At 60.8% G+C, this 12,110-nt stretch carries 15 protein-coding genes; 10 read left to right on the top strand and 5 right to left on the bottom strand.

The genetic code is table 11. The annotated features are described in order from the left end of the window. The first annotated feature begins 77 nt into the window (after positions 1-77). Entirely contained in the window at positions 78-1,055 is a 978-nt protein-coding gene (locus G8767_RS02215; RefSeq protein WP_166809213.1) for a GGDEF domain-containing protein, read from the top strand. An 87-nt stretch (positions 1,056-1,142) separates the two neighbouring features. Here the strand turns inward: G8767_RS02215 and G8767_RS02210 are convergent, their stop codons facing one another. Further along, positions 1,143-2,462 carry an HNH endonuclease signature motif containing protein gene (locus tag G8767_RS02210; protein ID WP_166809212.1) on the bottom strand — a complete coding sequence of 440 codons (1,320 nt, stop codon included), beginning with the start codon at positions 2,460-2,462 and terminating at the stop codon, positions 1,143-1,145. Positions 2,463-2,620: 158 nt separating this feature from the next. On the opposite strand from G8767_RS02210, the gene G8767_RS02205 reads away from it, so the two are divergent. The 5 genes from G8767_RS02205 to G8767_RS02185 all read left to right on the top strand — a co-directional run bounded on the left by G8767_RS02205 (position 2,621) and on the right by G8767_RS02185 (position 5,698). After that, positions 2,621-3,124 carry a MarR family transcriptional regulator gene (locus G8767_RS02205; RefSeq protein ID WP_166809211.1) on the top strand — a complete coding sequence of 168 codons (504 nt, stop codon included), beginning with the start codon at positions 2,621-2,623 and terminating at the stop codon, positions 3,122-3,124. An 11-nt stretch (positions 3,125-3,135) separates the two neighbouring features. Further along, complete coding sequence (locus G8767_RS02200; protein ID WP_166809210.1) at positions 3,136-4,194, top strand: LLM class flavin-dependent oxidoreductase; 1,059 nt, start codon at positions 3,136-3,138, stop codon at positions 4,192-4,194. A gap of 8 nt (positions 4,195-4,202) precedes the next feature. Next, entirely contained in the window at positions 4,203-4,769 is a 567-nt protein-coding gene (msuE, locus tag G8767_RS02195; RefSeq protein WP_166809209.1) for an FMN reductase, read from the top strand. Then, the gene (locus G8767_RS02190; RefSeq protein ID WP_095968631.1) at positions 4,766-5,293 is read left to right on the top strand and encodes a hemerythrin domain-containing protein; all 528 of its coding nucleotides are present in this window, start codon (positions 4,766-4,768) and stop codon (positions 5,291-5,293) included. The genes msuE and G8767_RS02190 overlap by 4 nt, the downstream gene beginning before the upstream one ends. Before the next feature lie 72 nt (positions 5,294-5,365). Then, a complete protein-coding gene (locus G8767_RS02185) occupies positions 5,366-5,698 on the top strand; it encodes a CD225/dispanin family protein (protein WP_095968630.1) in 333 nt (110 codons plus the stop codon). 46 nt (positions 5,699-5,744) lie between these two features. Here G8767_RS02185 and G8767_RS02180 read toward each other — a convergent pair whose 3' ends face one another. Continuing rightward, the gene (locus tag G8767_RS02180; RefSeq protein WP_235170225.1) at positions 5,745-6,896 is read right to left on the bottom strand and encodes a lipase family protein; all 1,152 of its coding nucleotides are present in this window, start codon (positions 6,894-6,896) and stop codon (positions 5,745-5,747) included. 41 nt (positions 6,897-6,937) lie between these two features. Between G8767_RS02180 and G8767_RS02175 the strand changes: the two genes are divergently transcribed. After that, positions 6,938-7,396, top strand: coding sequence for a DUF5990 family protein (locus tag G8767_RS02175; protein ID WP_166809207.1), 459 nt, complete (start codon positions 6,938-6,940; stop codon positions 7,394-7,396). Between the two features lie 73 nt (positions 7,397-7,469). Continuing rightward, positions 7,470-8,951 carry an NAD(P)/FAD-dependent oxidoreductase gene (locus tag G8767_RS02170; RefSeq protein ID WP_166809206.1) on the top strand — a complete coding sequence of 494 codons (1,482 nt, stop codon included), beginning with the start codon at positions 7,470-7,472 and terminating at the stop codon, positions 8,949-8,951. On the opposite strand, the gene G8767_RS02165 is transcribed toward G8767_RS02170, so the two are convergent. After that, the gene (locus G8767_RS02165) at positions 8,884-9,135 is read right to left on the bottom strand and encodes a hypothetical protein (RefSeq protein WP_166809205.1); all 252 of its coding nucleotides are present in this window, start codon (positions 9,133-9,135) and stop codon (positions 8,884-8,886) included. The genes G8767_RS02170 and G8767_RS02165 overlap by 68 nt on opposite strands. Before the next feature lie 178 nt (positions 9,136-9,313). Here G8767_RS02165 and G8767_RS02160 point away from each other — a divergent pair, with 178 nt between their 5' ends. Beyond that, positions 9,314-9,985 carry an NAD(P)H-binding protein gene (locus tag G8767_RS02160; protein WP_095968627.1) on the top strand — a complete coding sequence of 224 codons (672 nt, stop codon included), beginning with the start codon at positions 9,314-9,316 and terminating at the stop codon, positions 9,983-9,985. Here the strand turns inward: G8767_RS02160 and G8767_RS02155 are convergent. Together G8767_RS02155 and G8767_RS02150 are read right to left on the bottom strand one after the other, a co-directional pair. Next, positions 9,963-10,733, bottom strand: a complete 771-nt coding sequence (locus tag G8767_RS02155) for an ABC transporter permease (RefSeq protein WP_095968626.1) — start codon at positions 10,731-10,733, stop codon at positions 9,963-9,965. The genes G8767_RS02160 and G8767_RS02155 overlap by 23 nt on opposite strands. A 49-nt stretch (positions 10,734-10,782) precedes the next feature. Continuing rightward, positions 10,783-11,220 carry a GtrA family protein gene (locus G8767_RS02150; RefSeq protein WP_020908979.1) on the bottom strand — a complete coding sequence of 146 codons (438 nt, stop codon included), beginning with the start codon at positions 11,218-11,220 and terminating at the stop codon, positions 10,783-10,785. A gap of 141 nt (positions 11,221-11,361) precedes the next feature. Between G8767_RS02150 and G8767_RS02145 the strand changes: the two genes are divergently transcribed. Further along, the gene (locus G8767_RS02145) at positions 11,362-12,069 is read left to right on the top strand and encodes a TetR/AcrR family transcriptional regulator (RefSeq protein WP_095968625.1); all 708 of its coding nucleotides are present in this window, start codon (positions 11,362-11,364) and stop codon (positions 12,067-12,069) included. Positions 12,070-12,110: the final 41 nt, after the last annotated feature.

The following is a 12,110-nucleotide window of genomic DNA, read 5'->3' as shown; positions in this document are numbered from 1 at the left end:
TCCATGGGAGATATGTCGTACACGGGACCAAGAACCCAAAGGTCGACAGAATCGGACTGTCGATCAGGAGGTAAACAATGTCGCACGGTCAGGCGCGCACCATCCCGTCACCGGCATTCCCATCCATGCCACTCCTGCCGCCGTTGACTAATTTCGACCAGGCAAGTCGCTCGATCGTCTCCTATCTCGACGACCACCTCCCCTTCGCGCTGTGGTCGATCACACGGTTCGACGGCGCGAACCAGATATTTCTGACCGTCTCCCCCAACCCACTTCACATCGAAGTCGGGGAGACGCGAGTGTGGCAGAACACCATGTGTAGTGAGGTCGTCTGCGGAAATGCACCACCGGTCTCGTCCAACCGAGAACTCGTACCCGCGCTTTCCCGAGATGACAGATGGGAAGGGATTGGCGCCTACGTGAGCATTCCAATTCTGCACAGCGACGGCAGCCTCTTCGGAACGCTGTGCGGCGCCGACCCCACCACAGGCGATTCCGGTCTCGAGGACAATGAAGCGCTACTCACACTCCTGTGCCGGCTTCTCGGAACCATTCTCGACATCGACTATCAGCGAGCGCAGTCGGTTCGCCTGGCCGAAACTGCGCAACTCGATGCAGAGACCGACCCGTTGACCGGCCTTCTCAATCGTCGTGGATGGGACCGCTTCCTCGAAGCCGAGCAAACGCGATACCGCCAATTCGCCGACCCTGGATCAATCATCATCATCGATCTCGACGGCATGAAGACCATCAACGACGAACGCGGACACGCCGCCGGTGACGAGTACGTCCAACGGGCGGGTGAAATCCTGGCAGCATGCGCGCACCCAGGCGCCGTAGTTTCGCGGTTGGGCGGAGACGAGTTCGGAATCGCTCTGTCCGACACGCAACCGCACTCCGTCGACTACCTGATCGAGCGTTTGGAGCAGTCCTTCCGGCGCGCCGAGGTGCGCTGTTCGGTCGGGCGGGCGGACTTTTCTATGTCCCAGAGTTTTTCCGAGACTTGGGATGCGGCCGATGCAGAGATGTACCGACAGAAACGCTCGAATCGCTGATTCGACTCCACCCACGGTCTGTAGCACCGCATCGGAGGATCTCTTCGATGCGGTGCTCGGCCGTGTTCTGTTGTGCCCGAGTTCTTCTCAGGTTTTGAAGGTGGTGTTCGCCGGCCGCGGGTGCCGCTGCGGGTCGATCGACGGCGGCGGAATGAACCACGGTTTGTTGTCGACGCCGATCCGGATCTCCCACTTTCCGACGAACCCGGATTTGCGGTGCATCAACCGGTGATGCGAACGGCACAGCAGGACCAGGTTGTTCATCACCGTCGGGCCGCCGTTGGCCCAGTGCCGAATATGGTGCGCATCCGTCCAGGCGGGCACGCATGTGCATCCTGGGAACGCGCAACCTTTGTCTCTCGCGATCAGCGCGACGCGTTGTTCGGCGGTGACCAACCGCTTTCCGGGTTTCGCATCGAGCGGCGCCCCGTGATCATCGAGCAGAACGGTCGCCAGGAAACAATCACATCCGAGGAGCCTGGTCTGCGACACGGACAGTGGTCCGAGCCAGGGCATGTGCCCCACATCGAGATCCGACAGATTCAGATCGAGTGAGCATTCGTCGACGTCAGCAGCAGCAGTCGATGCGGCGCAGTCCCGGTGCTCGGCGAGATCCCGGGCGTTGATGTGTACGTTCACGTGCGGCCGCTGGCCGCCATCCATGCCGGTCTTGGCGCAGTCCAGGTAGCGGCGGATCAGTTCGGTGAACCCGTCCGCGGTCCGCTTCGCCGCCGACCGAGCATCCGGGGTTCCATCGGGTGCCGGGGTCGGCATCGTCAGATTCGACAACGCCGACAGCAGCATTTCGCCGGTGAGGGCGTCGAAATCGCCTCGCACCACCACCCGACCATTCAACGTCGAGGCGATCCGGAGTTCGTTGCGGTCGACGTCTTCGGCGGGTGGAATCTCATCGGATTCGAAGATTCGCTCCAACGTCGCGATCACATGCCGGACCTTCGTTGTCGTCGCTTCTACTCCCGACGCGGCAGCCAACAACAAATCGATACAGCGAGGCAATGCCTCGTCCGGCATTCTCTTCGGCGGCGATTCACAAAACGAGACGATCAAGACAGCATGATCGAACGAACAATCCCCGCAATCGAACCGGGCTGCCACCGTGGGAAACGGCCGCAGCGCCGCACCGAGGGCGGCGATCTTCTTCCCGTCCCGCACCTGCAGCATCGTGTTCGCCGCCAACCAGGAACCGACCCCGCGGCTCGCGATCACCTGATCATCCGGGCGCAACGACAGCTCGTCCACCACTGCCACCCGCACCGCTTCCAGGCGCAGAATCTCCGCGCTCGCCTCGACCGAAGCAGCCCGCAACTCAGAAGCCGACAACTGCCACAGACGTTTGCGCAACCCCACCGCAGAACCCGACACCACATCCGACAACAAGACACTCATTGAATCCCCCCGATCCCCACCCCCAACAGTACTCGAACACCAGTTCGAGTCAATACCCGCAACCAGCAGAAATGACGACAGGGAATAGTTCGACCTCTCCGAGCGTATTGTTTGAGTAAGCAATACTTGCGATCGCAAATAAACGGAGGACGTCACCGATGCCAACTGATGAACACGTACGTGGCCGCGTGTGGCGCAACCTCGTCGTCTCCCACAGCGTCATCCTCGGCAAGATGGAGGCAGATCTTCGGACTACCACCGGGCTCACCCTTGGTCAGTACGACGTCCTACTCCGCCTGCATGAAGCTCCCGGAAACACCATCCGAATGGGTGATCTGGCCGAGCTCGTCCTGGTCACCACCAGCGGTGTGACGCGCGTCGTCGATCGATTGGTCGAGTCGGGACTGGTGGAGCGCATTCGACCGGACAACGATCGACGCGTTGTGACGGTATCGATGACGCCTGCGGGCAAGAAGACACTTCGAACTGCGTCCGCCATACACACGCGTGGAATCGCCGAGTACTTTTCCGATCTCATCGAACCTGAAGAGCTTCCGGCACTCGACCGCTTCTTCTCCCGTCTTGTCACTCGCCACACGAATCACAGTGGCGCCTGCGATGCGCACGCCGAACAACTTTCGATCACCCCCACGAACAGATAGAGAGAAACAACATGGCTTTCGAATTGGGCGTCTACCATTTCGGTGAACTCACGCCAGATCCCACAACCGGCGCGATGATGAATCCCGGTGTGCACCTTCGCCATTTGGTCGAACAGGCAACCGTCGCCGATCAGGTAGGACTCGATGTCTTCGGCGTCGGCGAGCATCATCGCACCGACTTCGCAGTCTCGGCCCCTGCCGTTGTGCTTGCAGCAATGGCTCAGGCTACCGACAACATCAAGCTGTCGAGCGCGGTCACCGTGCTCAGTTCCGACGATCCCGTCCGCGTGTTCCAACAGTTCGCGACGGTCGATCTGCTTTCCGAAGGTCGCGCCGAGATCATTGCCGGCCGAGGCTCCTACACGGAGTCGTTTCCGCTTTTCGGGTACGACCTTTCCCAGTACAACGAACTCTTCGCCGAAAAGCTCGACCTACTACTGAAACTGCGTGACGAGAACCCGATCAACTGGGAGGGCCAACTTCGCGCACCACTGATCGACGGTGACGTGACACCTCGTCCGGATCGCCAGATTCCTGTGTGGATCGCGGTCGGAGGTACCCCGGCCTCGGTGGTCCGTGCGGCGAAACTCGGCCTGCCTCTGTCGCTTGCGATCATCGGTGGGAGCTACCAACAGTTCGAACCGTTCGTCGATCTGTACCGCCGGGCTGCAGCAGAGTTCGGACATGATCCGAAGAAGCTCGCTGTCTCTATTGCTTCGCCGGGGTTTGTCGACACCTCGAAGCAAACAGCACTCGATACGTCCTATCCGTACTTCCAGGCCGGCTGGATGCAGAACCATCATCAGCGCGGAAACGGAGTTCCCATGCCGCGCAGGGCATACGAAGCGCAGGCAACCACCGCGGGTGCCTTCTTCCTCGGTGGCCCGCAAGAAATCATCGACAAGACGATGGCGCAGTACGAGCTGTTCCACCACGACCGCATCATGATCCAGATGGGTTTCGGCAATGTTCCGCAGAAGGACATGCTCCGCTCGATCGAGATCCTCGGCACCGAGGTAGCCCCCGTTGTGCGCAAGGAAATCGAATCGTTGAAATCGTCTGATAAATAGGAGTTTCGGTGAGCACACCACTCAAAGTTGTCGCCGTTGTCGGCAACCTTCAGAAGCCTTCCAAGACTCGCGCGCTCGTCGATCTGATCGTCGAAACGTTCAGTGACTTCGAGCGGATCGACGCACGGGTCATCGAGATCGTGGATCTGATTCCCGGGCTCGCAACTGCTCTGGATCGCAATCAGGTCGACCCTGTCACTGCCGAAGCCCTGGTTGCAGTCGAGTCCGCGGATATAGTCATCGCCGCGTCACCGGTTTTCCGCGGCTCTTACACGGGATTGTTCAAGCACTTCTTCGATCTCGTCGATCAGTACGCGCTCGCCAACACCCCGGTGATACTTGCCGCGACAGGTGGCAGCGACCGCCATGCTCTCGTGTTGGATCATGCCCTGCGGCCCTTGTTTGCATTCTTTCAAGCGCTCACCGCTCCTGTCGGGATCTATCTCAGCTCAGGTGATTTCGACGGAACCACGATCCTCAACCCCGAGGTGTTCGAGCGAATCGAGATGGCAGCAAACGACGTTCTCCCCGTAGCTCGGATGCTTGCGGAGCGGAACCGAACAGTGCTGACGTGAGCGCCCCTGATTCGCACAGCATGGCAACATCCGCCGGTCTGAGGATGATCGATCAGTTACGCCAAGTTCACGAACCTCTGCGAGCCGATATCGAGGTACTCCAGAATGCCCTGCAACTGTTGTCGGACGAAACCGCCGACCTGACTCGGATACCCGAGATGATCGACAATCTGACGATCGCGGATTTCGTTTGGCAATTGCGGGTCAACTGCGACTTCTACTGCAACACGCTGACTCTGCACCACACCATCGAGGATCAGCGGATGTTCCCGGTGATGACCAAGAACTTTCCCGAGTTGACACCTGCGGTCGAACGATTGCAGGCCGAGCACAAGCTCGTCGGGGAGATCGTGTCGGAAGCCAAGCGCGCGACACTCGCACTGAGCACCGAGTCCTCCACGGTCAGCCGGGCACACTCCGCAATAGCCGAGTTGGCGGACCATATGCAGTCGCATCTCGATTTCGAGGAAGCCACACTCTTCCCGTACTTCCGGAAAATGGATCGCGACTGGCACTACGGCTGATCACGTACGTTCAGTGATTCTTCAGCTCCATCGCAGTAGCGTCGTAAGGGCCATCTCATGTCAGGAGCTCCCATGACGACCCCGGATCAACCCACCGTTCAGCAATCCGTTCCTCAGCACCCGATTCGACCACCTGTCAATGCCGGTTGGGCAGTGGTATCGCTGCTGTTCTTCTGGCCGCTCTCCTTCGCCGCCTTCACTCATGCCTTCAACGTGTATCCCTTGTGGGCCGACGGCGATGTCGCGGGATCGCGGTATGCGTCCGATCGAGTGAAACGACTCGGTCAGATCTCACTGTGGATCGCGGGCGGGCTACTACTCCTTGTCTGCATCCTGTACGCGATTGCGGCAATCGTGTGGTTCGCCAACGGCGGCCACGACTACGGCCCGCGACGAATGCGCTGAACAACCACACTGAACAATCAAACTGAACAACCACACAACCAAAACATCACCTCACCAAACGATCTATGAACTCCATGGTCTGGTCCATCGACGCGACCGTCGTTTGGCCGTGGCTGATCCCACTGAGCTCCTGATACTCGAATTGCGTTCCTCGCGTACGCATGTCGGCCAGTTGCGCCCAGGTGAGCGCGACAGGGACCGTCGTGTCCGACACGCTCTGCACCACGCGCAGTGGACGGTCGTAGCCGTCCACCGGCACCTGCATCATCTCGCGAAACAGATCGTGGAAACGCGGCGTCCACACCGACCGAGAAAACAACGAGCTCAACTGGATTCGCTCAGCTCGAATCTGTCGGCCGAGGTCTCCGGCGCACAAGCCTCGAGCCTTTTCCATCCACTCGATTCCCAGTGGTGAGAGAACCTCGCGAATGTTCTCCTCGGGCCGCTGGTCGTCGATCCCAGCCAGGACATACAGCGCGTATCCCACCAATCCCGTGATGCCGATATCGGGAAACAGCGGCCCGCCCAGCGGAAAGAGACCTTCCATATGCGTGGGCCCTGCGACGACAACCGAGCCACGGAAATCCAATTCCGGTGCACGAGAGGAGGCCTCGTGTCCCGCGAAGTACGCCGCGTGCCCACCTTCGGACAGACCTGCCACCATCCACCGCGGGCTCAGCACGTTCCCGTACAACTCATGTGCGGCCCGTACGATGTCGACAGCATTTGCGCCGGCGGCGTGGCCGTCGAGATACGCGAGTACCCCGTCTGTACCCAGACCCGAGTAGTCGGTGGCGACTACTGCGTACCCCTCGCGCAACCAGCGTTCGATCGGTTCGATCTCGCCCGGACCGAATCCGGTCGACGAGGGCGCACACTGATCCGCACTACCCAGAGTCCCGTGGGCGTAGGAGATGACGGGCCAACCGCCCGCCGGTGGTTCGCCTTCCGGCAGAAACACCGACCCCGACGAGTCTCCCCACCTGTCAGCGGTACGCAGAGTTCGATACACGACACGCTGCGCCGCACCGGTGCCGAGCGGAAACACTGCAGCCGAGAGTTCGCTATAGGACTCCAACGCGCCCGCGACTACCGGTTCGTCCGCCGTCGCCGCGGCAGCACCTGTCCCCCACCCAAGACTCGACAACAGAATGCTCGCCACCACGGCGGCAACAAAGGTTCTACCCGAACGACTCACCACGCCAATCCCTCCCGATCAGTGCAGAGCATGATGTCGATATGCAGATCATCATCACCGGCCACAGCCTGCCCGGGCGTGATTGTTCCGAAACCGCAACCTTCGAGGGGCGAAGCAACATCCACGTCGGCATTCAGCGTCGAGGCAAGCCACACGAAATTCTCGACCTCGTACCAGGAGACGCCGAGACAGCGCGGTGGGAACTGACTGCGAACCTGGAGCAAAAGGCCGGTGCCTGGGACATTCTCGGTCCGTACATCCAAGGCCCACCGCGCGGACGCTTCATCTACCTGTCCTGGGTGACGGTGTCCGAAGACCAGACCTTCGAGATGTTTCGGCGCGCAAAGCTGATGTTCGACGCGATCCCCGAGCACGTCATTGCCGAGACCGACGGTTCCGGCGTGCTTCACGGAAACCTCGGCCTCACTGACGCCGCAGGTAAACCCCTATGCGCGGCGGTCCGGCCGCCGAAGATCGCATGGACATCCTCGCCTTACTGAGCATCGTTCAGTAGTGTGGAGTTCGACCACCTTCTCGGCCGGTGACCGCGCAATCGATACGGAGTCCGAACTGATGAGCACCGAACACCTCGATGTCCTGATCGTCGGCGCCGGCTTGTCCGGCATCGGTGCTGCGTATCGACTTCAGACCGAACTCCCCGGAAAGTCGTACGCAATCCTCGAGGCCCGTGCGAACAGCGGCGGAACCTGGGACCTCTTCAAGTACCCCGGCATCCGTTCGGATTCCGACATGTTCACGCTCGGCTACCCGTTTCGCCCGTGGACCGACGCCAAGGCCATCGCCGACGGTGATTCGATTCTCCGGTACGTCCGTGACACCGCTCGCGAGAACGGAATCGACAAGAAGATTCGGTACAACCGGAAGGTGACGGCCGCATCATGGTCGTCAGCGGACTCGACGTGGACGGTCACCGTCACCACCGATGACGAAGACGAAACACTGACCTGTAACTTCCTCTATCTCTGCAGCGGTTACTACAGCTACGAGGGCGGATACACCCCCGACTTCCCCGGTCGCGAATCGTTTGCCGGCGAGGTAGTGCACCCGCAATTCTGGCCCGACGAACTCGATTACTCCGACAAGAAGGTCGTGGTGATCGGAAGCGGCGCCACCGCAGTCACTTTGGTCCCCACCATGTCGCGGGACGCAAGCCATGTCACGATGCTCCAGCGATCACCGACGTACATTCTGGCACTGCCGTCCAGCGACAAAGTCTCGGACACCATCCGCGCGGTGTTGCCGAATCAACTCGCGCACAGCATCGCTCGATGGAAGAGCGTCGTAGTGAACCTGAGTTTCTACCAACTGTGCCGACGCAGTCCAGCGCGCGCAAAGAGGTTGCTGAATCTCGCGATCAGTCGTCAACTCCCGGAAGAGATCCCACTCGATCCGCACTTCACACCCAACTACGATCCGTGGGACCAGCGCTTGTGCGTCGTACCCGACGGCGATTTGTTCAAAGCCCTCCGATCCGGCAAGGCCTCGATCGAGACCGATCACATCGACACCTTTACCGAGACCGGGATTCGTCTCGCGTCAGGGCGCGAAATCGAAGCCGACATCATCGTCACTGCAACAGGATTGAAGATGGAGGCGTGCGGCGGGATGTCCATCGAAGTGGACGGCGAACCCGTCACCCTCGGTGATCGTTACGTCTACAAGGGCATGATGATCAGCGACGTACCGAACTTCGCGATGTGCGTCGGCTACACCAACGCCTCGTGGACTCTGCGAGCAGATCTCACGTCGATGTACGTGTGCCGACTGCTGACGGAGATGGACAAGCGCGACTATTCGAAGTGCGTGCCGCACGCGACCGAAGAAATGGACCAGCGGCCGATCCTGGATCTGGCGTCGGGGTATGTCATGCGTGCCGTGGAACAGTTCCCGAAGCAGGGATCGAAGTCACCGTGGAACATGCGTCAGAACTACATCCTTGACCGTCTTCACTCCACGTTCGGGAGCATCAACGACCACATGACGTTCTCGAAGGCACCAGCTCGACATTCGAAACCGGTGCCGAGTAAGAGTTGATCGGCGCCCGCACGACCAGATAGAGCAGGCGGGCAAATCCACCGATCGAGCCGATGACGAGAAACACGCCCGAACCTGCGACGACGGCACAGAGCGCACCGAGGACGATGATTGTCGACGCCTCGATCATCCGACCCGCGGACTCCGACCCGAGCACGTGTATTTCATCAACTCCTTCGCTCATAAAACTATTTTCAGCCAACCGTCCAGCCGGTTTGTAGGGACTTTGGTCACGAGTCGGTTCAAAATGGACCCATAAATGCAGGTCAAGCGTTCAGTTGGCCACTCTCGGACCGGGAGATCCAAACCCTTCAGTAGTGTGCGCATCACGGAAGAGCAGAACCGACACCGGGGGAAACACAATGAAGGTCGTTATTTTCGGGGCAACAGGAATGGTCGGCAACAGCGTCATGCGCGAATGCCTGGACGATCCGCGAATCGGCACGGTCGTGACCGTCGGCCGCAATCCCGCCGGTACAACCGACCCGAAGATCGTCGACATCGTTCACCGTGACCTACTGGACTTCTCGGCAATCGAAACCGATCTGTCCGGCGCCGACGCGTGCTTCTTCTGTCTCGGTGTGTCCTCTGCCGGAATGAACGAAGCCGACTACACGCGCATCACGCGTGACATCACCCTCGCCGCCGCCACAACGCTCTCGCGTGTGAATCCGCAGATGGTGTTCGTCTACGTATCCGGCGAAAGCGCCGACTCCACCGAAACCAGCAAGACCATGTGGAAGCGGGTACGCGGCGCGACCGAGAATGCGTTGCTCGCTCTCCCCCTCGAGACCTACATCCTCAGGCCGGGATTCATCCGTCCGCGGCCGGGATCACCGTCGAAGACGTGGTGGTACAAGGTGTTCTATCAGGTCTCCGTGCCCCTGTACCCGCTCCTGCGAAAGGTCTGGCCCAGCAGCGTGACCACCAGTGAGAACATCGGCAAGGCAATGATCGCACTCGCCGCGAACGCGCCCGATCTGCCCGACCGCGTCCTTCGCAGCGACAAGATCAACGAACTCGCGCAGGCCTGACGGATTCACCTCGAAAGACGAAGCCGCGGGCGACGAGCTCCAAAGCCACAGCCACCGAGCAAGTTTGCGCCAACAACAGCCCTGCCAGGACGAGAATCTGTACCGCACCGGCCTGAACAGCCGACCCCGTCGCGAGCAACACACCGACAAATGCTCCGGGCAATGTCACGAGACCGACGGTTCGGGTCTGGTCGACTCCGGGCAGGAGGGCGTCGGACGCAGCCGTGCGGGCGACTTCCCACCGTGCGTCGCGTTGCGAGAATCCCAGGCTCAGTGCCGCTTCCACTTCCCCGTATCGATCGTCAACCGCGTCGAGTCCACGTTTGGCTGCCATCGACGTAGCTGTCATGGCGCCGCCCATGACGATTCCGCCGATCGGAACCAGAGCGACGCCCTCGACGGGAACCACTCCGGACAACAGCATCAGTGGCAGCACAACACCGATTCCCGACGCCAACGCGACGGTCAGCCACACTCCGGAAGTTCCTGCTCCGGAGCGTCGTGCAGCGGTGAACGACGCTGCGGCGAACATGCCGACGAGCACGAGGAGCGCTGACCAGATGTGAGCCAGGGCTGCGGCAAGAATCAACGAAACAGCAGCCAATTGGAGGGCGCCACGCGCGAGCGCGCCGGGAACTACGCGAATGCTACCGAGGTGAGCGAATCGATAGACCAGTGTGGCCACAAGCGCCATGACGATGCAGAGCACAGCCAGATGGACGCCGGAATCGGCTATCGAAAGGCTCATGGGTCACAGTGTTCCCTACGAACCGTTCCGGTCCGAACTCGCGAACCGCTCAGAAAACCCAGCCACGAAGCGCGACAAATCGCAGGCCACCGACAATTCCGCTCACTGCGATTACAAGGCCCGCTTGAAGTAGCCCATCCGCACCGGGCAACAGGAAACCGAGCGCACTGATGGCAGCGGAACTGGCGATCAGCCCGACCAGTGCGAGACCACCGCCTTCCCACTGCGCGGTGAACCAGTTGACGCGATCCGCGGCGTGGAAGGTGAGCCGGCGATGCAGCTCATTGGCCAAAATGGTGCTCAAGACCGCACCGACTGCGTTGGCGACCAGCGCTCCGTCACCGCGCAGCGCCAGGAAAGCTGCGAAGTAGAGAATGTTGCTGGCTCCGCCGACAAGGGCAAAACGAACGAGCTGAGCAAAGGCGCCGTCGCCGGCAAGGGCGCGAAGCCTCGTTGCCGCGAAACCTGCACTCCGCGTACCCACCATCGAGATCGGATTGCTCCCGACCCAGATGTCAGACGTGCTCATATCGGCTTCTCTCGTACGGACAATCGGAACCACACGTTCCGCTTAGCAATATAGCACTAACGGAATCAATCATTCCGCTTAGTGCCGTAGACTGTGAGGATGCCGACAACCCACCCCGACGCTTCTCGTGCGGGGACCTCGGCCGACTGCTCACAGCCGCGCCTCCGGTCCGACGCCCAGGCCAACCTCGAACGGATTCTCTGCTCCGCTCGCGAGGTGTTCGCGGCCCAAGGACTGGACGCCACACTGGCCGACGTCGCGAAGCACGCCGGCGTCGGCGTCGGAACCGTGTATCGACGATTCGCCAGCAAGGACGAACTGATCCAGGCTCTGTTCGACACGCGGTGCTCCGAGATCGAATCGATCGCCGCCACCGCCCGCGAGATGCCGGACGCCTGGGAAGGTCTCGTCTACTTCCTCGACGTCATCTCGCTGCGCATGGCGGACAACCGCGGTTTCGGCGATCTCCTGATGGACGGACGCTTCACTTCCGACACCTTCGCTCGCGCGCGTGCGGGAATCGCTCGACACACCGCGGCACTCGTCAATCACGCGAAGGAACAGGGCACCCTGCGGAGCGACTTCGAAGTCAACGACATTCCGCTTCTCATGCAGGTCGTCAAGATGGCTCAGAAGTTCGGCGGCGACGAGGCCCCTCAGGCTTACCGCCGCGCCCTCGGGTTCATGATCGACGGACTGTGCGCTTCCCGCACTGGACATCGGGAACTGCCCGTGCCTGCGCTCTCCTCCGAGCAACTCGATCACGTCCTTCATCGGTTCCAGACAACGCCCGGGAAGAACTGCTGACTCGATTTCGGGGTCGACCCCGTAGCGGCGTCGACCCCGAA

This window comes from Rhodococcus sp. IC4_135, from assembly GCF_011602025.1.
GTDB lineage: Bacteria > Actinomycetota > Actinomycetes > Mycobacteriales > Mycobacteriaceae > Rhodococcus_F > Rhodococcus_F baikonurensis.
The sequence above is the reverse complement of the archived record's forward strand: the minus strand, read 5'-3'. Positions and strand labels throughout refer to the sequence as shown.